Source organism: Serratia quinivorans, assembly GCF_946227985.1.
Classification (GTDB): domain Bacteria; phylum Pseudomonadota; class Gammaproteobacteria; order Enterobacterales; family Enterobacteriaceae; genus Serratia; species Serratia quinivorans_A.
This window is the reverse complement of record NZ_CAMKGL010000004.1, coordinates 141,901-162,380: the sequence shown is the minus strand read 5'-3', so window position 1 is coordinate 162,380 and position 20,480 is coordinate 141,901. Positions and strand designations below refer to the sequence as shown.

At 57.6% G+C, this 20,480-nt stretch carries 15 protein-coding genes and 1 riboswitch; of the genes, 4 read left to right on the top strand and 11 right to left on the bottom strand.

The annotated features are described in order from the left end of the window. Positions 1–8 precede the first annotated feature (8 nt). The gene (lptD, locus tag OCH02_RS13815) at positions 9–2,372 is read right to left on the bottom strand and encodes an LPS assembly protein LptD (protein ID WP_261431717.1); all 2,364 of its coding nucleotides are present in this window, start codon (positions 2,370–2,372) and stop codon (positions 9–11) included. A gap of 228 nt (positions 2,373–2,600) precedes the next feature. On the opposite strand from lptD, the gene djlA reads away from it, so the two are divergent. Next, positions 2,601–3,422 carry a co-chaperone DjlA gene (djlA, locus tag OCH02_RS13810; RefSeq protein ID WP_112347999.1) on the top strand — a complete coding sequence of 274 codons (822 nt, stop codon included), beginning with the start codon at positions 2,601–2,603 and terminating at the stop codon, positions 3,420–3,422. A 142-nt stretch (positions 3,423–3,564) separates the two neighbouring features. Here the strand turns inward: djlA and rluA are convergent, their stop codons facing one another. The 3 genes from rluA to OCH02_RS13795 all read right to left on the bottom strand — a co-directional run bounded on the left by rluA (position 3,565) and on the right by OCH02_RS13795 (position 10,018). Continuing rightward, complete coding sequence (gene rluA / locus OCH02_RS13805) at positions 3,565–4,215, bottom strand: bifunctional tRNA pseudouridine(32) synthase/23S rRNA pseudouridine(746) synthase RluA (RefSeq protein ID WP_261431716.1); 651 nt, start codon at positions 4,213–4,215, stop codon at positions 3,565–3,567. Between the two features lie 267 nt (positions 4,216–4,482). Continuing rightward, a complete protein-coding gene (gene rapA, locus OCH02_RS13800; RefSeq protein WP_261431715.1) occupies positions 4,483–7,389 on the bottom strand; it encodes an RNA polymerase-associated protein RapA in 2,907 nt (968 codons plus the stop codon). 265 nt (positions 7,390–7,654) lie between these two features. Then, positions 7,655–10,018: a DNA polymerase II gene (locus OCH02_RS13795; protein WP_261431714.1), complete on the bottom strand. Its 2,364-nt coding sequence runs from the start codon at positions 10,016–10,018 to the stop codon at positions 7,655–7,657. A gap of 184 nt (positions 10,019–10,202) precedes the next feature. On the opposite strand from OCH02_RS13795, the gene OCH02_RS13790 reads away from it, so the two are divergent. After that, positions 10,203–10,973, top strand: a complete 771-nt coding sequence (locus OCH02_RS13790) for a DedA family protein (RefSeq protein ID WP_261431713.1) — start codon at positions 10,203–10,205, stop codon at positions 10,971–10,973. Positions 10,974–11,182: 209 nt separating this feature from the next. Here OCH02_RS13790 and ilvN read toward each other — a convergent pair whose 3' ends face one another. From ilvN to sgrR, 7 genes are all read right to left on the bottom strand, one after another. Beyond that, positions 11,183–11,476 carry an acetolactate synthase small subunit gene (gene ilvN, locus OCH02_RS13785; RefSeq protein WP_261109675.1) on the bottom strand — a complete coding sequence of 98 codons (294 nt, stop codon included), beginning with the start codon at positions 11,474–11,476 and terminating at the stop codon, positions 11,183–11,185. A gap of 3 nt (positions 11,477–11,479) precedes the next feature. Then, the gene (ilvB, locus tag OCH02_RS13780; protein WP_261431712.1) at positions 11,480–13,174 is read right to left on the bottom strand and encodes an acetolactate synthase large subunit; all 1,695 of its coding nucleotides are present in this window, start codon (positions 13,172–13,174) and stop codon (positions 11,480–11,482) included. Positions 13,175–13,285: 111 nt separating this feature from the next. Then, positions 13,286–13,402 (bottom strand): ilvB operon leader peptide IvbL, encoded by a 117-nt coding sequence (gene ivbL, locus OCH02_RS13775; protein WP_208295193.1) that lies wholly within the window; start codon positions 13,400–13,402, stop codon positions 13,286–13,288. 88 nt (positions 13,403–13,490) lie between these two features. Beyond that, entirely contained in the window at positions 13,491–14,195 is a 705-nt protein-coding gene (gene thiQ / locus OCH02_RS13770; RefSeq protein WP_261431842.1) for a thiamine ABC transporter ATP-binding protein ThiQ, read from the bottom strand. Between the two features lie 114 nt (positions 14,196–14,309). Next, positions 14,310–15,914 carry a thiamine/thiamine pyrophosphate ABC transporter permease ThiP gene (gene thiP, locus OCH02_RS13765; protein WP_261431710.1) on the bottom strand — a complete coding sequence of 535 codons (1,605 nt, stop codon included), beginning with the start codon at positions 15,912–15,914 and terminating at the stop codon, positions 14,310–14,312. Next, a complete protein-coding gene (gene thiB / locus OCH02_RS13760; RefSeq protein WP_261431709.1) occupies positions 15,890–16,876 on the bottom strand; it encodes a thiamine ABC transporter substrate binding subunit in 987 nt (328 codons plus the stop codon). Before thiB ends, thiP begins: the two co-directional genes overlap by 25 nt. 57 nt (positions 16,877–16,933) lie before the next feature. After that, positions 16,934–17,158: riboswitch (TPP riboswitch) on the bottom strand. 37 nt (positions 17,159–17,195) lie between these two features. Then, complete coding sequence (sgrR, locus tag OCH02_RS13755; RefSeq protein ID WP_261431708.1) at positions 17,196–18,857, bottom strand: HTH-type transcriptional regulator SgrR; 1,662 nt, start codon at positions 18,855–18,857, stop codon at positions 17,196–17,198. A 90-nt stretch (positions 18,858–18,947) separates the two neighbouring features. Between sgrR and sgrT the strand changes: the two genes are divergently transcribed. Beyond that, entirely contained in the window at positions 18,948–19,121 is a 174-nt protein-coding gene (gene sgrT, locus OCH02_RS13750) for a glucose uptake inhibitor SgrT (protein ID WP_012005190.1), read from the top strand. A 156-nt stretch (positions 19,122–19,277) separates the two neighbouring features. Next, the gene (locus OCH02_RS13745; RefSeq protein WP_261431707.1) at positions 19,278–20,477 is read left to right on the top strand and encodes a sugar efflux transporter; all 1,200 of its coding nucleotides are present in this window, start codon (positions 19,278–19,280) and stop codon (positions 20,475–20,477) included. Positions 20,478–20,480 lie beyond the last annotated feature (3 nt).

Genomic DNA, 20,480 nt, shown 5'->3' with positions numbered 1-20,480 from the left:
ACAAAGCATCAAAATGCACGCTGGTAAGGCAGAATACCGCCACGCAACATTTCTGCGGAGCCCAGACTGTGATCGCTGCTCAGGCCACGCAGTTCGACGTTGAACGAAACTTTGTTGTCATAAACGCTGGTATTGTTGCTGCCATTCCAGTCGGTGATCTTACGCTCATAGCCCAAGGTCACTGCCCAGCAGCAGGTGTTGTACTTCACACCGAGCAACTGATCGGCGGACTGTTTGGCACGGGTATCGTAGTAATAAGCCCCAACGACTGCCCAACGATCGGCGATTGGCCAACTGCCGGTGACGCCCACCTGCGAAATACCGTCCTGATAGGCCGGAACCTGCGTGGTGTTCAGTGCCGTTTCAATATACTCCGGCGTAGCGTAACGGTAGTTCAACTGCAGGACGCGTTCAGAATCCTGACGGTATTCCAGTACGCCGTTGCCCAATGAAACGCTATTGAGGCGCGTGTCATACTGCAGGCCGCCACGCAGGCCCCAACGATCGTCAATCTTCCAATAGGTGTCACCGGCCCAGGCCAGGCTGCCGGTATCATCATTGTTATCGTAACCCGTGGTTTGGTCACCGGTACGGGAACGGCTGAAGTAGTAGATTTGACCCACGGAAGCGTTAAAACGTTCAACCAGCGCGTCATCATAAATTCGCGTGGTCAAACCGGTTGAAACACGGTTCTGTGAAGCGATGCGATCCAGGCCGCTGTAGGTGCGGTCACGGAACAGACCGGAGTAGTCGGTTTGCAGCAGCGTGGTGTCGTAGGTGTAGATGTTGCTCTGGTCGCGATACGGCACATACAGGTACTGCATGCGCGGCTCCAGGGTCTGGGTATAGCCTTCGGACCAATCCATTGGGCGGTCGAACACCATCTTGCCGTCGACCTTGAACTGCGGCAATACGCGGTTGACCGAGTCTTCAAGACCTGGCGCATTGTTACCGGTACGGCTCTTGTAGTTGGCGGCAAAACCGTCAGGAATATCCTGCTGATAGTGGGTCGCCAGCAGTTTGGCCTCGGTGTTCAGACTGCCCCAGCCGTTGGTTAGCGGCAGGCTCAGCGTCGGTTCCATATGCAGACGAGTGGCGTCCGGGCTGTATGGGTTGACGCTGATAAACTTGGCCGCCTGGCCGTAAATGTGGAAATCGAACGGGCCGAGATCGTCTTTATAGTAATTCAGATCAAGCTGCGGCTGAACTTTATAAGAGTCTGAACGGCTGCGATCGGTATCGTCGTAGATCTGGAACTGCTTGGAGCTTAACGTCGCGTCCCAGTTATCGATGGCGTAGCCGAGGCTGAATTTCTGCGTCGCATAACCGTCGGTGGTGGAACCGTATTTGGAGTCCAGATCGGTAAAGTATTTGGAATCGCTGACCTTGGTGTAGTCGACGTTGAAGCGCCACACCTGGTCCATCACCCCATTGTGGTTCCAGTAGAACAACCAACGTTTACTGTCGTCAGGGTTGTCCTTGCTGTATTCCTGGTCGTTCGGCAACCAGTCGAACTCCATCAGGCCCAGGCCCGGCTGCACCAGATAGCGGAATTCGTTCTGCAACTGCAGGCCGCGTCGGGACATGTAGTGCGGTGTGATGGTGGCGTCGAAGTTCGGCGCAATGTTCCAGTAATACGGCAGCATGAATTCAAAGCCATTGCTGCTGCCATATTTTGCATTCGGGATCAGGAAACCGGAGCGACGTTTATCACCGACCGGCAATTGCAGGTACGGGCTGTAAAACACCGGCACGCCGCCAATTTTAAAGCGGGCGTTCCAGATTTCCGCCACCTGCTCTTCGCGGTCGTGGATCACTTCGGTACCGACCACGCTCCAGCTGTCGTCGCCCGGCAGACAGGAGGTAAAGGTGCCGTTTTCCAAAATGGTGTAACGGTTGGCGCCGCGCATCTTCATCTTGTCGGCATCGCCACGCCCCTGACGGCCTACCATTTGGTAGTCACCCTCATAGACGTCGGTATCTTTGTTGTTCAGGTTTGACCAGGCTTTCGGGCCTTTCAGTTTGATCTGATTGTCGCTGTAGTGCACGTCACCGGTAGCGGTCACGGTGCGCACCGGATCGGTCTGCCCCGGATTTTGCGTCTGGTTCAACTCCACCTGTTTGGCGGTCAGGGTGCTGTTGCCTTGTTCAATATTCACATTACCGGTGAACAGCGCGCTTTTCGGATAGTCCGCGCGGGAGTCATCGGCGTGAATGGTGACAGGCAGGCTGTTGGGATCGCCGCTGACCAGCGGTTTATCATAAACAGGAACGCCAAGCATGCATTGCTCAGCAAGGTCAGCCAGAGCGTGCTGGCTGTAGAGTGCCGTCCAAATCAGTGTGGCCAGCAGTGTTGGGAAACTTTTTTTCATACGCGGTTTTGGTGTTCCGTCATCAGAGGCGTCATGTCCGGCAAACGGTCAGAGACTATATTACTCATCTGCGTTGCGCTAGTGTTAAATCCGGCCGTTTACTTGCGTCGTCGATAGGCGCAAAGATAAATGACAGGTATGATAATCCAAATCCTGAGAAAAATCGCCTTAACCCTTACCTAAGACGGAAGGGAGCAGTCGGCTTTCGGCATGATAATTGAGGAGTATATGCAGTATTGGGGAAAACTGCTCGGGGTCATCGTGGCCATTTGGGCTGGCGCGGGATTCTGGGGTGTAGTTTTGGGGCTGATTGTCGGTCATATGATTGACACTGCGCGCAGCAATAAGCGTAGCCGGGGCTTTTTCGCCGGCCAGCAAACGCGGCAAACGTTGTTTTTCCGCACCACTTTTCAGGTGATGGGTCACCTGACCAAATCAAAAGGACGCGTTACCGAGGCGGATATTCAGATCGCCAGCCTGTTTATGGATCGTCTGCAACTGCACGGAGAAGCACGTACCGCGGCGCAGCAGGCATTTCGTGAAGGCAAGCAGAGCCAGTTTCCGCTGAGAGAAACGCTGCAGCAGTTCCGCAGCATTTGTTTCGGCCGTTTTGACCTGATTCGGATGTTTCTGGAAATTCAAATCCAGGCGGCATTCGCCGACGGTTCGCTGCATCCCAACGAGCGGCAGGTGCTGTATGTGATTGCTGAAGAGCTGGGTATTTCGCGTGCGCAGTTCGATCAATTCCTCAGCATGATGGAAGGCGGGCGCCAGTTTGGCGGCGGTCAGCAGGGCGGTTATTCGCACGGCGGTTTCCAGCAGGCGCAACGTGGGCCTACGCTGGACGATGCTTGCAAAGTGCTGGGTGTCAGCAGTAGTGACGATGCCACCACCATCAAGCGCGCTTACCGCAAGCTGATGAGCGAGCACCATCCGGACAAGCTGGTGGCAAAAGGTTTGCCGCCGCAAATGATGGAAATGGCCAAGCAGAAAGCGCAGGAAATTCAGGCAGCGTACGACCTGATCAAGCGCGAGAAAGGCTTCAAATAACTCTACCCGTCATACTTCGAGCCGCAGGGGCGTTGGCTGCCTGCGCTTACCCCGGTCACGTACTTTTGTACGCTCCCGGGGTTGCGCTTAGTTGCCGCCTTCCTGCAACTCGAATTATTTAGGGTATAGCTGCACAGTGAAGTTAGAAATCCGGCTCGACGCGAAAGTGCATGGGTGTCTTGAACGCCGGGTGGGTAATACGCAGTTCCTGGGCATGCAGCTGTAACCTGGGCGCCATGGCTTTGACTTCTGGCGGGGCGTAGAAACCGTCACCGAGGATCGGGTGGCCCAGCGCCAGCATATGCACGCGTAACTGATGCGAGCGGCCGGTAATCGGCATGAGTTTTACCCGCGTGCTGCCATCGGCGTCGCGTGACAGCACCAGATACTCGGTTTGCGCCGCTTTGCCCGTTTCGAAACACACCTTCTGCAACGGCCGGTTCGGCCAGTCACAAATCAGCGGTAAATCTACCAGGCCTTCATCGTGCTCCAGATGGTCCGATACGCGGGCGATATAAGACTTCTTCGGCTCGCGATCGCGGAACTGGCGCTTTAGCTCACGCTCAGCCGCCTTGTTCAGCGCCACCACAATCACACCGCTGGTCGCCATATCCAGGCGATGCACCGATTCTGCCGCCGGGTGATCCGCCAGGATGCGCGTCATCAGGCTGTCTTTATTTTCCGGTGCGCGGCCGGGTACCGACAACAGACCACTCGGTTTGTTGACCACCATAATGTGCTCATCCTGATACAGAATATGCATCGGGCCTTGCGGGGGATTGTAGGGTTCCATCTAATTGGCTCCGCTGAAAGTGACAACAGGGGAACCGAAGTTCCCCCGGAGTTTGATGACAAAGTTGTCTTTGAACCCGAGATACCCGGGCCTAGCGCACCGTGGGGCCATTATGGGACACATCCGTGTGTCCCACCCTGCGGGCCGACTGGAAGTCGTTCCAATTTGCTCCCGGCAAATTGGTCGGCGGACAAGCCGCTACGACCCCTTCGGCACGCTTTCCCTAATAACGGGCTCTTTCAGCAGTCTAAGGGGACGTAGCGCAGGTTACTGGTGAGTTACCACCACCAGACGGATAGCATCCAGACGCCATCCTGCTTCATTCAGGTTAACCAGCACCTGCTTGCGATTGAACTCCAGCGCTTCGACTTCGTCATCACGGATGTTCGGGTTGACCGCCTTCAGGGCTTCCAGACGCGCCAACTCGGTGCTGAGTTTGTCATCCGCTTCCTGTTTCGCCTGCTCTATCAATGCGCGAGCCTGCTCTTCAACCAGGCTTTCGGCCTGTTGCAGCATGGCATGCACATCCTGTTGCACCGCATTGACCAGTTTGCTGGAGGTATGGCGGTTAACCGCGTTCAACTGACGGTTAAAGCTTTCGAATTCAACCTGTGCGGCCAGATTGGTCCCTTTGCGGTCCATCAGCATACGGATTGGCGTCGGTGGCAGGAAGCGGGTCAGTTGCAGGTGCTTCGGCGCCTGTGCTTCTACCACGTAGACCAGTTCGACCAGCAGGGTACCGACCGGCAGCGCTTTGTTTTTCAACAGGGAAACCGCACAGCTGCCGGTATCGCCGGACAGGATCAGATCCAGGCCGTTGCGAATAATCGGGTGTTCCCAACTGACGAACTGTGCATCTTCACGCGACAGTGCCTGCTCGCGATCGAAGGTCACGGTGCAGCCGTCCTGCGGCAGGCCCGGGAAGTCCGGTACCAGCATGTGGTCGGATGGCGTCAGAACAATCAGGTTGTCGCTGCGGTCGTCCTGGTTGATGCCGACGATATCGAACAGGTTAAGCGCAAAGCCCACCAGATTGACGTCGTTGTCCTGGTTGGCGATGGCCTCAGCCAGCGCTTGCGCTTTCTCGCCGCCGTTGGAGTGCATTTCCAACAGGCGGTCACGGCCCTGCTCCAGTTGCACTTTCAGGTGGTCGTGCTGCTGACGGCAGTGGTGAATGAACTCATCCAGCCCTTCCTGCTCGGTCGGTGCCGCCAGGAAACCAATCAGTTGCTCGTAGCCGCTGTCATAAATGGTACGGCCGGTCGGGCAGGTATGCTCGAAGGCATCCAGCCCTTCGTGGAACCAACGGCCCAGCACCGCCTGAGCGGTGTTTTCCAGATAAGGCACCATAATCTGAATGTCATGCATCTGGCCGATACGGTCCAGACGGCCGATACGTTGTTCCAGCAGATCCGGGTTGAACGGCAGATCGAACATCACCAGGTGGCTGGCGAACTGGAAGTTGCGGCCTTCTGAGCCAATTTCCGAGCACAGCAGCACCTGGGCACCATCTTCTTCTGAGGCGAAGTAAGCGGCAGCACGGTCGCGTTCGATAATGGACAGGCCTTCGTGGAAGACCGCGGCGCGGATCGCTTCACGTTCACGCAGCACTTGTTCAAGCTGCAGCGCGGTGGCGGCGTGGGCGCAGATCACCAGTACTTTCTCGTGGCGGTTGGCCACCAGGTAGTTCAGCAACCATTCAACGCGCGGATCGAAGTTCCACCAGGTGGCGTTCTCGCCTTCGAATTCCTGATAAATTTGCTCCGGGTACAGCATATCGCGCGCGCGCGCCTCAACGCTTTTCTTCGCGCCCATGATACCGGACACTTTAATCGCGGTCTGGTACTGGGTCGGCAGCGGCAGCTTGATCTGGTGCAGGAAACGGTGCGGGAAGCCTTTGACGCCGTTACGGGTGTTACGGAACAGCACGCGGCTGGTGCCGTGGCGGTCCATCAACATGGTGACCAGTTCCTGACGCGCCTGCTCACTGTTTTCGCTGTCGCTGTTGGCCGCTTTCAGCAGCGGTTCGATATCCTGCTCGTCGATCAGTTCGCCCAGCAGGTTCAGTTTGTCATCGGCCAGGCGTTCACCGCTCAGCAGCAGGGTGACGGCATCGGCCACCGGGCGATATTTTTGCTGTTCGGCGACAAAATCCTGGTAATCGTGGAAACGGTTCGGATCCAGCAGGCGCAAGCGGGCGAAGTGGCTTTGCTGGCCGAGCTGTTCCGGGGTGGCGGTCAGCAGCAGCACGCCGGGAATGTGCTCAGCCAGTTGCTCGATGACCTGATACTCGCGGCTTGGCGCCTCTTCGCTCCAGGCCAGGTGGTGGGCTTCATCGACCACCAGCAGGTCCCACTGGGCGTCGGCCAGTTCTTCCAGACGCAGCTTGTTGCGACGGACGAAGTCCAGCGAGCAGATCACCAGCTGTTCGGTTTCAAACGGGTTGCTGCTGTCGAGCTTGGCTTCGGAGTAACGGCTGTCGTCGAACAGCGAGAAATACAGGTTGAAGCGGCGCATCATTTCGACCAGCCACTGGTGCTGCAGGGTTTCCGGCACCACGATCAGTACGCGCTCGGCGCGGCCTGCCAGCAATTGCTGGTGAATGATCATCCCGGCTTCGATGGTTTTACCCAAACCCACCTCATCTGCCAACAGCACGCGCGGCGCATGGCGCTGGCCGACTTCATAGGCGATGTGTAACTGGTGCGGGATCAGGCTGGCACGCATGCCGCGCAGGCCGGCAAACGGCAGACGATACTGCTCGCTCTGGTATTTGCGCGCACGGAAACGCAGGGCGAAACGGTCCATACGGTCGATCTGGCCGGCAAACAGACGGTCCTGCGGCTTGCTGAAGGTCAGTTTGCTGTCCAGCAGCACTTCACGCATTGCCACACCGCTTTCCTGGGTATCCAGGCGGGTGCCAATATAGGTCAGCAGGCCGTTTTCCTCTTTGACCTCTTCCACCTGCAGCTCCCAGCCTTCGTGGTTGCTGATGGTGTCGCCCGGGTTGAACATCACGCGGGTGATTGGCGAGTCATTTCTGGCATAGAGGCGGTTTTCGCCGGTGGCGGGGAAAAGCAGGGTAATCATGCGCGTATCCAGCGCCACGACGGTTCCCAGTCCTAATTCGCTTTCCGTGTCGCTGATCCAGCGTTGACCAAGTGTAAAAGGCATATATTGTCGGCTCGATTCTTTAAGTAAGTCTTGTTACCGGGCGAGAGGGCCGCGGCACCCGTATCAAACGTCTGCTAATCCCGATTTATTTTAATATGGCGGGCAATAGCTATTCACCCCATGCATACATCGTAAGACGGCATGGGTGGAGTGTGGTCCAGAATTTGGGAAGGGCGCTATGGTAATGGAAGGCGGCGCGTTCGTCACCTGCAAAACCCGATGAATTTTCTTAACCCTTCGCAAAACCCGCAGAGTGGACTGAATGCTAAAACAGGCCCATCTGCCCGGTCACCAGCGTAGTAAAATCGTCATGCAAAAATGGCAGTATAGCGTCTGCCACCGGTTCCAACTGGCGCTCCAGATAATGGGGGTAATCAATCGCCGACTGCTGGGTTTCCAGCGGCTCCGGCCCGGCCACGGTCATCACATAGCTGATCCACCCGCCGTTTTGGTATTGCAGCGGTCGCCCCTGCTGACGATTATAGTCGTCGGCGATGCGGGCTGCGCGGACATGTGGCGGTACGTTGCGTTGATATTCGTCCAGCTTTCTGCGCAGGCGCTTGCGGTAGACCAGCCGATCGTCGAAATCGCCGTTAAGCGTTTGGTTAACGTATTCACGCACAAAATCCTGATACGGCTGGCGTTTGAAAATGCGTTGGTAAAGCTGCTGTTGGAACTGCTGCGCCAGCGGTGTCCAGTCAGTGCGCACCGTTTCCAGCCCTTTGTACACCATTTCTTCACTGCCATCCGATCTTGCGATCAGTCCGGCGTAACGTTTTTTACTGCCCTGTTCGGCACCGCGAATGGTGGGCATCAGGAAACGTGAGTAATGGGTTTCGAACTCCAGTTCCAGCGCATTCTCCAACCCGTACTGTTGCTGCAAATGCTGTTGCCACCATTGGTTCACCTGTTCGACCAATGTCCGGCCTATTTGCGCTGCCTGCTGCTCGTCATGCGGCTGTTTGAGCCAAACGAAGGTGGAGTCGGTATCGCCGTAGATCACCTGATAACCCTGAGCCTCGATCAGTTCGCGCGTCTGGCGCATGATCTCATGGCCGCGCAAGGTGATCGACGATGCCAGCCGGGGATCGAAAAAGCGGCAGCCGCTTGATCCTAATACGCCATACAGCGCGTTCATGATGATCTTCAATGCCTGGGATAATGCTTTGTTCTGCTGACGTTTTGCCGCCTCTCGCCCCTGCCAGATCTGCTCGACGATCGCCGGCAGGCAGTGTTTGCTGCGCGAGAAACGGGCATTGCGGAAACCGGGCACTGACTCGGCATTGCCAGGGTGTTGCATGCCTTCTACCAGCCCGACCGGGTCGATCAGAAAGGTACGGATGATCGATGGGTACAGGCTCTTGTAATCCAGCACCAGCACCGAGTCATACAGGCCGGGCTGTGAATCCATCACAAAACCGCCGGGGCTGTGTTCTTCCGGCTGCTCGCCAAGGTTGGGCGCGACAAAACCCAGCCGGTGCATACGCGGCATATACAGATTGCTGAAAGCGGCCACCGAGCCGCCGCTGCGATCGACCGCCAGCCCGGTCACCGTGGCGCGCTCCAGCAGGAAGGTCAGCAGATCGGTCTTGGCAAAGACTCGCGTTACCAGCTCGCAGTCCTTCAGGTTGTAACGCGCCAGCGCCGGTTTATCTTCGGCGAAACGCCGGTCGATTTCCGCCATGCGCTGGTAGGGATTGTCGATCGACTTGCCTTCTCCCAACAGCGTCTGTGACACATGTTCAAGGCTGAAAGAAGGGAAGTTCCAGGTGGCGGATTTGAGCGCTTCGATACCGTCGATAATCAACCGCCCGGCGGCGGAGGCGAAAAAGTGATTCTGCTTGAAACCGTGTTCACGCCATTCAAGCAGGTTGCCACCGCGGCCCAGTTTTAACGGGATCTGGTAACGTTCAGCGTGCTTTTGCAGGACCCGTAAATCGAACTGCACCAGGTTCCAGCCAATGATGGCATCGGGATCGTGTCGCTCCAGCCACTGATTCAGCCGTTCCAGCATTTGTGGGCGGCTGACGCAGTACTCCAGGTCAAAATCCAGCGGTTCATTGCCACCGTTGGCCGGCCCGAGCATGTAGACCTGGCGCTGACCGCAACCTTCCAGCGCAATCGAGTACAGCTCACCGTGGGCGGTGGTTTCAATGTCCAGCGAGACCAGTTTCAAGGTCGGGCGGTATTCCGGTGCCGGTTTCATTTGCCCATTGATCAATGGGCCGTTGCCGTTGGCCTGGCCGCTGAACCATACCGGCGCGGTGATAAAACGCTCCATCAGGTAGCGTTCCGGCGGGCGAATATCGGCCTCATAGAGGTTGACGCCGCCGTCTTTCAGCAGCCTTTCCAGTTTGATCAACTGACGGTGCTGACGGCAATACAGCCCCAACACCGGGCGATGATGGAAATCGGTCAGCGGCAACGGTTTTAGCTCCCATTGCCGCTCTTCCCGCAGCAACAGTTCGGCGCGTTGGCGCTGTTCGGCCGGGATAAAGGCGACCGAAGTCTGCGGTGCCAGGCGAAGTTGCTGCGGGCCGCTGTCGGTCGCCAGCCAAAACTCCACCTCGGTGCCGGCGGGCGTATCACGCCAGTGGCGGGTGAGCAAGAAACCCTGTTGGAGTGACATCGCGCTGTTCCTGACAAGCTAAGCTAAAGGGGGGAATAGATAAATTATAGTATGGGTTTTTATACAGTGATTGTCCATTGCTGCACAGTTCTGCCAAAAACGCATACAATTCACCGGTTGACTCGTTCTCGGCCGCACCTGACAATCCCACGCCCACGCGCTTTGGATAACCAACAGAGGTTTAATGGAAGCCTATTTACAGCATTTGATTACCCAGTCTTTGGCTTTCACTCTGATGGTCGTCATGTTCGTCGCGTTTCTGGAATCACTGGCGCTGGTAGGGCTGTTGCTGCCCGGTACGGTGATGATGGCCAGCATCGGCGCGCTGATCGGTAGCGGCCAGGTCGACTTCTATTATGCCTGGGCGGCGGGGATCGTCGGTTGCCTGCTGGGGGACTGGATCTCCTACTTTATCGGCCGCGCGTTCAAGGGGCCACTGCACCGCTGGTCGTTCCTGAAAAAGAACAAGGCGATGCTCGACAAGACTGAGCATGCGCTCCATCAGCACAGTATGGCGACCATTCTGATTGGTCGTTTTATCGGCCCGACGCGTCCGCTGGTGCCTATGGTGGCCGGGATGCTGGACTTACCGCCGTACAAATTCGCATTGCCGAACATTATCGGCTGTATCACCTGGCCACCGGTCTATTTCTTCCCGGGTATTCTGGCCGGCGTGGCCATCGACATTCCCGCCAGCGCCAACAGCGCCTTATTCAAATGGCTGCTGTTTGCGGTGGCGATGCTGATTTGGCTGGCCGCCTGGCTGAGCTGGCGCTGGTGGCGTGAAGGTAAGCGCAGCAATGACCGCTTGAGCCAATGGCTGTCGCCACTGCGGCTGCGGGTAGCCTGCGTGCTGAGCTGGGTCCTGGCGGTCGGCACCTTTTATTACCTGTCCCAACAGCCGCTGATGCCGGTTTACCGGCATTTGCTGTGGAAGGTGCTGGCCGGGCAGTGACAAGGGGTTATTCGCCCCAGACTGTGACAAAGCCCGTTATTAGGGAGAGCGTGCCGAAGGGGTCGTAGCGGCTTGTCCGCCGACCCATTTGCCAGGAGCAAATTGGAACGACTTCCAGCCGGCCCGCAGGGTGGGACACATGGACGTGTCCCATAATGGCCCCTCGGTGCGCTAGGCCCGGGTATCTCGGGTTCAAAGACAACTTTAGATTACTGGAAGAAGGCTTCCAACTGTTCGAACACCCGCACGTCCTCGCTGTGGCGTTTTACCTGCAGCACATCTTCGAGTTTTTCTACCTGACTTATCATCTGCATCAGCCGCTGATCGTCTGCCACCAATAGCCAGATACGACTCTGTTTGCCGTCTTTCAGCGGCAGACACAAAATACCCTCTACGTTGAAGGCACGGCGGGCAAACAGGCCGCACACGTGCGACATCACGCCGGGATGGTTGCGTACCGTCAGTTCCAGGATCACCTGTGGATTATTGAATTGTTCTGACATGGCTTATTCTCCAATCATGTCGATGTTGGCGGCACCCGGCGGCACCATCGGGAAGACTTTTTCATTGATATCAATCAGCGCGTGGATCAAACAAGGGCCAGGTCGTTGGATCGCCTCGGCCAGCGCGGCTTGTGGATCTTCCGCGGCGTTCAAATCACAGGTGTCCAGCCCGAAACCGGCGGCAATCTTGATAAAGTCGGTACGCTTGGGATAAGCGGCGGCAAAGATGCGCTGCTGGTAGAACAGCGTTTGCTGCTGATGCACCAGCCCCAATGCCTGGTTGTTCATCAGGATAATTTTTACGTCCAGATCATGCTCGACGGCGGTGGCCATTTCCTGAATGTTCATCATCAGGCTGCCGTCACCGGAGAAGCACAGCACCTTGCGCTGCGGCTCGGCCAGGGCTGCCCCTATCGCTGCCGGCAGACCGAAGCCCATGGTGCCCAATCCGCCGGAGGTCAGCCACTGACGCGGACGGCTCAGCGGGTAGGCCTGCGCCACCCACATCTGATGCTGGCCCACGTCGGTGGTGATAATGGCGCTTTCGTCCACGCAGCGCGCAGCAGCCAGCACCAGCCCATAGTGGCTCAGAGGATCTTCGGCGTTCGGCATGCTGAACGGGAACTCGCGCTTCAGGCCGTTGACGGTGTCCAGCCATTCGCTGCGTGGCTGTGCCTCAATCTGTGGTAACAACTGTTGCAATACCTGGCCAACGTCGGCGTGAATGGCAATATTGGCCTGCTTTACCTTACCCAGTTCGGCACGGTCAATATCTACGTGAATGATGGCGGCGTTCGGGCAGAATTGTTCGGTTTTGCCAATCGCCCGATCGTCAAAGCGGGCGCCCAGTACGATCAGCAGATCGGCCTCTTGCAGAATAAAGTTGGTGCTGCGTGCTGCATGCATCCCCAGCATGCCTAGCGACAGCGGGTGCTGCACCGGCATCGCACCCAACGCCATCAGTGTCATGGTGGTCGGCAGGTTGGCGCGTTCCGCCAGCGCAATCGCCTGTTGATAAGCATTGGCGCAGATGATGCCGCCACCCAGATACAGCACCGGGCGTTTGGCCTGGTTGATCATCGCAGCGGCCTGGGTTACGGCAGAGGCTTCAAAGGCCGGTGCCGCATCGGGAATCGCGATCGGCGGCAGTTCATCCAGAGTGATCACCGCGGTTTGCACGTCTTTCGGTACATCGATCCACACCGGGCCAGGGCGGCCGGATTCGGCAATACGGAACGCGTCGCAGATCACCTGCGGCAGTTCACGGATATCGCGGACCAAATGGTTATGCTTGGTGATAGGAATCGAGATGCCGTAGGTATCAACTTCCTGGAAGGCGTCGGTACCGATCATTGAAGAGGGTACCTGGCCGGTGATACACACCAGCGGGATGGAATCGAGCTTGGCGTCGGCAATGGCGGTGACCAGGTTGGTGGCACCCGGCCCGCTGGAGGCGATGCACACCGCCGCCTTGCCATTGGTGCGTGCCATACCCTGTGCCATAAAGCCCGCGCCCTGTTCGTGGCGTGCCAGTACGTGATGAATGCGGGTGCTTTGGCTCAGTGCGTCATACAGTGGCAATGCAGCGCCGCCGGGAATGCCGGCAATGGTGGTGATGCCCTGACGTTCCAACAGGTGGATGATCAACTGTGCGCCGGTGAAGCTGTTGCCTTGCTGTGGCGTGCCCGAAATTGCCATGTTCCTATCCTTTCTCAAGGCCGGTTCGCTTTTCTGGGCAGGGGGCTGAAACTAAAAACCCCGCCCGGTTTGCGCCGGCGGGGTTTGGGAATCGATGCGTTGATTCGGACCCTACGGCGCATTGCCGACGACCACCACCACACGCACGACGACCATCACCGCGGCTGGTAGCGCGGTAACTAGTAGGGTCGAAGTCAGCGAGGATGCGATCACAGGGAACCTTATCATCATTAAAAAAAGTCAGGTTTTCATAAAACCACAGGCGCAAAATTCACACAACAGGTTTATTTGCGCAGCATAAAAAACGCGCTGCAGATCACGCTTTGTGTGAAATGCCCAGCACCCTGGCTTCCGGCGCGCTGCCGTCCAGCAGCGCCTGCGTTGGGCCGTCGTAATAAATGCGCCCATCGACCACCAGCAGGGTACGTGGGGCGATACGCGCAGCGTCATCCAGATTGTGCGATACCATCAGCAGCGTCAGGTTACGTTGGTCGCACACCTCCTGCAGCAGTTGCAGCATTTCATTGCGTAATGCCGGATCGAGTGCCGAAAAAGGTTCGTCGAGCAGCAGGATCGGCCGCTGGCGGATCAGGCAGCGCGCCAGAGCAGCACGCTGGCGTTGGCCACCAGAAAGCTGAGACGGCAGACGCGGCAGATGCTCCTTTAACCCCACCTGGCGGGCAATCTGTGCCAATTGCTGCTTTTGTCGATCGTTGAGCCGTAACCCCGGATCCAGACCCAGCCCGATATTCTGCTCTACCGTCAGGTGAGCAAACAGGTTGTTTTCCTGAAACAGCATCGAGACCGGGCGTTTGGCCGGTGGCGTGGCGGTGTGATCGCTGCCATCGAGCCGCAACCTGCCGCTGGCAGCCGGCAGGAACCCGGCAATCAGGCTGAGCAGCGTGCTTTTGCCCGCACCGCTGGGGCCAAGTACCGCAACACGTTCGCCCGGCGCAATGCGCAGGTCAAAGCGCATCGGCAGGTGTTCATACAGGTAGGTCAGTTTTTCAAGCTCTAGCATATGTCCTTCATCTTTCACGTTGCCGCTGTGTTGGCTTTCTTCACTTATCCCAGTCACTTAGGGGACTAAGCTCCTGGGAACGCGCTCAGTCGCCGCCTTGCTGCAGCTTGAAATCTATTGCACAGAGCGGCCCGGTAAGCGTTCGATCAGGGTAAACAGCAGGAAACACAACAGTAGCAACAACAGGGCGGTGACCGCGCCATCATTGCTGCGATAGGCACCGATCTGTTGATACAGGTAGTAAGGCAGAGTGCGGAAGTGCTCGTTGCCGAACAGGGCGACGACGCCGAAATCGCCAATCGACAGTACGCAGGCGAAGGCCAGCGCCTGGGCCAGTGGGCGGCGCAATGCTTTCAGTTCAATAAGCCGCAGCCGCTGCCAGCCGTGGATGTCCAGCGACAGGCAAAGCGGGTTGTAGCGTTCGGCCAGGTCGCGCATCGGGTTTTCCAGCACTTTCAGCGCGTAAGGCACGGCCATCAGTGCATTGGTGAGGATCACCAGCGCATACGGCGACTGCGGTAACCCGACGGTGTCACTCAACAGCAGGAAGAAGCCGGTCGCCAGCACGATGCCAGGCATTGCCAGGATCACCATGCCACTGAGCTCAAGTCGCTGGCCCCAGCGCAGCCGCTGTTGCAGCTTCAGCTCACGGCTGCTCCACAGCAGCATCATGGTTAGTAGCACGCACAGCGCACCGGCACCGAGAGCGATACGTAACGAGGTGAATAACGCCTGCCACAGCACCCGTTGTTGCAGCACGCTGACCAGGCTTTGGTTGGCTCCGTCGGCAATCACCGCCAGCAGCGGGGGGAACAGCAGCAGCAGGGCAGCAGCAATCAGCAAAAAATCGCTAACGCGACGCCACAGGCTGTCTTCCGGGTTACGCCAGATGTGAGCGTGAGTGTTGCCTACGGGGAGTGCCTGACTTAACCGTTGGCTGAGCACCACCAGACCCAGGCAGCAGGCCAGTTGGATCAGCGCCAGCAGCGCGGCGCGGCTGAGATCGTAGTCATAGCTGAGCGCCTGGTAGATCGCCAGTTCGATGGTGGTGGCCTGCGGCCCGCCGCCCAACGACAACACGGTGGCGAAACTGGCAAAGCACAGCATAAAGATCAGCGCACCGCTCGGCAGGATCTGACGGCGTAGTGCCGGCCACTCGACAAAGCGGAATTGCTGCCGCCCGTTCATGCCAAGCTGCGCCGCCAGTTGGCGTTGTTCGACCGGAATGTTTTCCAGCGCCTGTAACAGCAGGCGGGTCGCCAGCGGCAGGTTGAAGAACATATGGGCCAACAGAATGCCCTGCAGGCCATAGGGGGAGAAACTGTAGTTAATGCCGAGCCAACCGCATATTGCGGCCAGCCAGCCTTGTCGGCCATAAACGCTGAGCAGGCCGAACACCGCCACCAGCACCGGCAGCACCAGCGTCATGGCGCACAGCCGCAGCAGTAACTGACGGCCAGGGAAACGGCGACGGAACAGCGCTCGTGCCAGCAGGATAGCGGGCAGCACCGAGATCAGTGCCGACAGCAACGCCTGCCAGAAGGTGAAACGCACCACATGCCACAGATAGCTGTCCTGCCACAGGCCCTGCCAGTTGCTTTCCGGCGCGTGCCGCCACAGTGAACCCATCGCCAGTACGGCGATGGTCAGGATCAGACCAGAAGCCAGCAGCCCCGGCCATAGCCAGCGTGGGATCAATGGCTGACGGCGGTTTGCCATGCCCGGATCCAGTTGCCGCGTTGTTTGGCCACTTCTTCAGCGCTGTATTGCAACGCAGTTTGCGGTACGGTCATTTTTTCAAACCCGGCCGGCAGCTGGGTTTTGATCACCGGATACATCCAGTTGCCGGTGGGAATGCTGTTCTGGAACGCCGGGGTCACCATAAATTGCATAAAGCGCTCTGCCAACGCCGGCTGTTTGCCGGCCTTGAGTTTTCCTGCCACCTCGACCTGCAGGTAGTGGCCTTCGCTGAAGTTAGCGGCGGCGTAGCTGTCTTTCTTTTCTTCAATCAGATGGTAGGCCGGAGAGGTGGTGTAGCTGAGTACCAGGTCGCCTTCGCCTTTCAGGAACAGGCCGTAGGCTTCACTCCAGCCCTTGGTCACGGTGACGGTTTTCTTCGCCAGCTTTTGCCAGGCTTCGGGGGCCTTGTCGCCATAGACTTTCTGCATCCACAACAGCAGGCCGAGGCCCGGCGTGCTGGTACGCGGATCTTCATAAATCACCTTCCAGTTCTGGTCACTGTCGACCAGTTCCTGCAGGCTTTTGGGCGGGTTCTTCAGCTTTTCTTTGTTGTAAACGAAGGCAAAGTAGCCGTAGTCATAAGGCACGAAGGTTTTATCCTGCCAGCCGCCGGGCACGCTCAGCCTGGTGCTGTCGACGTTGCTCGGCGCGAATAAACCGGTTTGTTGCGCGGCCTGCAGTAAATTGTTGTCCAGCCCCAGCACCACGTCGGCGGCGCTGTTTTTTCCTTCCATGCGCAGGCGGTTAAGCAGCGAAACGCCGTCTTCCAGCGCGACAAACTTCAGCTCACAGTCGCACTGGGCTTCAAAGGCTTTTTTGACCGCCGGGCCAGGGCCCCAGTCGGCTGCGAAAGAGTCATAGGTGTAGACCGTCAGCACCGGTTTGGCGAACACCGATGCAGCGCACAACAACAGTAACAAGGGCAGGCTTTTCTTGACCACTTTGCACTCCTGAAAATATAGGGGGCAAGGGTATCTGAGGGGGCGAGCGGCGGCTGCCGGTTCGCTGGGCTCAAATCCCTCCGCCGGTATTGACCGGATCAGGTTCGACGGGTTTATCCCCTTCATACTTGAAATTGCAGCGGTGTTGGCTTCTCTCTCTCACCCCAGTCACATAGGAATTCTATGTTCTTGGGGATTCGTTCGGTTGCCGCCTACCTGCAACTCCAATTATTTTGGGTATATCTCAGCAATGAATTGTTTTTTGCACCCCGTTGAGACGGCGCCATTGTAAAGACTAACGGGCGTTGGTGAAAGGCGCTTATGCTTCCGGCGGCGCAAACCAGGCGGATTTAAAATCAAACCAGCCCAGGGTATTCATCCGCACGCCGCGCATGCTGCGCTGGCCATGCAGTTGCAACCAGTGGTGGAACAGCGGGTGTAACTGATGGTTGCTGACCAGGCGCTGGCAAAAATCGGCCAGCGGCAGGCTATTAGCGCGCCACAGCGCGGCATCCTCAGCGAGATCTTCATTCATGCAGTGCTGCATCAACGGCAGTTCATACAGGGTGGCGAACAGCGAAAATTCCAGCGGCAAATAGAAGTTGGCGCTGCCAAGCCACAGATCGCTGATGGCTTCGCCTTTATGCCAGGTATCGTAATTCACGGTTTGGATCTTCAGCTTGATACCCTGCTGCGCCAGCAGGGGTTCGATCGCCAACTGAATGGCGTGGAACTCCGAGTGCTCGCTGTAGTATGTCAACGTCAGTTCGGTCAGTCCGTTCGGTTTGGGTAATTGTGCCAGTGCGCGGTTGTGATGCCAGCGCGGCAGAAGGCCGTAGGCCGGCGACCAATAGCGCTGATAAACAGGCCCGGCATTGCTCAGCAGCGCAATGGGGTTGATCAACTCGCACAGCCAACTGCGGATGGCCGGATCGGCCGCCAGTGGCGAACGCTGATCGAACAGCAGGAAATAACAGCCCTCTTCCAACCGGCTTTCCAGTTCGTTTTTACCGGTATCGTCTGCCTGCAACTGGACGCCAGAGTGCACCAGTTCTTCGGTTACTTCCGGCAGTACCCAGATATTCACCTCATCGATCAGCGCGCGGTAGCCAAAGTAATCGTCAAAGGCGTGGATTTTCATCTGGCTGCGGTGGTTACGTACCACGCTATATGGCCCGGTCCCCACCGGGTGGCGCGGGAAGTCCGGCAGGCTCTGCCATTCGCGCGGCAGGATCATCGCAGGCACGCTGCCCAGCAGCCACGGCAGCCAGTAATCGGGACTGTGCAGATGCACGTCAATCACATAAGGCGTCGGTGAGGTCACGTGTTCAATATGGGAAAACAACGGCTGCGGCATCAATCGATTGAGCGAACTTATGACATCCTCCATTTCCAGCTCGCGCCCATGGTGAAAATGAATCGCCGGGCGCAGATAAAAACGCCAATGCAGCGGGGTTAAAGCCTGCCAGTGATGCGAAAGGTCAGACTCCAGTTCCCCGTTTTCCTCATTTATTCGCGTCAGGCCACTGAAAATCTGCCGTGCCAGATGGGTTTCCGAACGCCGCAGCGCCGAACCGGGCAGCAGATTATACAACTGGCGATAGTAGAGCACCCGCAGGATGTGTTTTCCCTGACGAAAGCTGCGTCCCAGTTGGGACAGCAACATCTGGCGCACGAAGTTTTTATCGCCGACCAGTTGCACCAGTTGATCGATGCGGTCTTGCTCCAGCAATTCCTCCGCCCGTTGCTGCTGCAGTGCCAGACCGGTGTAGTGAAAGGTAAGCCGTGAACGCTTGCCGCGCCCGGACTCGGCCTGCCAGGTTAACCAGCCCTGGTGCTGCATGGCACCCAGTAGCGAACGCACGTGGCGGCGCGAACAGCTGAGCACTTCGGCCAGTTCCTGCAGGGTGGTTTCGGTCGGCTCGCCGTGGCAGCGCTGCCACAGGCGAATGAACTGCTGTTGCAATCTGGAGGTGGACATAAAAGAGGAACGCTCCGGCATCAATCCATCAATTTATCTTTCCCTATATTACGCCGATAATTTTCCTCAATGAAAGGGGGAGGGCGACGGATGAAAGTTTTCTTGTCAAAACAGTTCTATCAGCGCTACTTCAGCGCGGTACGTCGCCAGCGGGCCGATTGGTTGGGGCTGGTGCCTGAACAGGCGCGGCTGGAGATGCTGGCCCATCTGACCCAGTGGGACATCCACTCTATGACGGATAAGCAATACCGTGAGCACCTGTGAGGCTCGGGTAGTAAAGGTTTCTGAGTAATGGTGTTGTTCACCAGCCAGTGGGGTCATACCCACTGGTTTTTTTATTCTCGGTCGCGGGGATGTTCTTGCAATTTTGTCACCGTAGCCTAAGGTTCTGTCTTCTGCTTTAGGGTCAGGAACAAAGAGATGAAACGTCAGCGCTGGCTGCCACGCCGCTTTAATCCAGTCTTTGCCGCATTCCTGCTGATTGCCTTTCTTTCCGGCATTGCCGGCGCGCTACTGGCGCCGACGCTGAGCCTGTTCCTGACCACCGAGGTTAAGGTGCGGCCGCTGTGGGTTGGTCTGTTCTATACCGTCAACGCCATTGTCGGCATCGCGGTCAGTTTCCTGTTGGCCAAGCGTTCGGATACGCGCGGCGATCGACGCAAATTGATTCTGCTGTGCTGCCTGATGGCGGTCGGTAACTGCCTGCTGTTTGCCTTTAATCGTGACTACCTGACGCTGATCACCGCCGGGGTATTGCTGTCGGCGATTGCCAATACCGCGATGCCGCAGATTTTTGCGCTGGCACGAGAATACGCCGACAGCTCGGCGCGCGAAGTGGTGATGTTCAGCTCGGTAATGCGTGCGCAACTGTCGCTGGCCTGGGTGATTGGCCCGCCGCTGTCGTTTACGCTGGCGTTGAACTACGGGTTTACCTGGATGTTCGTGATTGCCGGTGCGACCTTCGCGATTTGTGCATTGCTGGTGTGGTTTACCCTGCCTTCGGTGCCACGTGCGGAGCAGAGTAGTTCGGTGCTGAACGCCACCGCTTCGGCTCCTATTGCCCCTGTCAGCGCCTGGCGCAACCGAGATGTACGCCGTTTGTTTATTGCCTCGATGCTGATGTGGACCTGCAATACCATGTATATCATCGATATGCCGCTGTATATCACCGCCGATCTGGGCCTGCCGGAAAACCTTGCCGGGCTGCTGATGGGGACGGCCGCCGGGCTGGAGATCCCGGCCATGTTGCTGGCGGGTTACTACGTCAAAAGATTCGGCAAGCGCAATATGATGCTGTTCGCCGTGGCGGCCGGTATCCTGTTTTATGCCGGATTGGTGGTGTTTAAATTTAAGCTGGCGCTGATGGTATTACAGCTGTTCAACGCCATATTTATCGGCATCATCGCCGGTATTGGCATGCTCTATTTCCAGGATCTGATGCCGGGACGACCGGGTGCGGCGACCACGCTGTTTACCAACAGTATTTCCACCGGGGTGATCCTGGCTGGGGTGCTGCAGGGGGCGCTGGTGGAAAACCTGGGGCACTATGCGGTTTACTGGTTGGCGACTCTCCTGGCAGTAGCGGCGCTGTGGATGAGTGCCCGCGTGCGGGAAGTGTGAGCT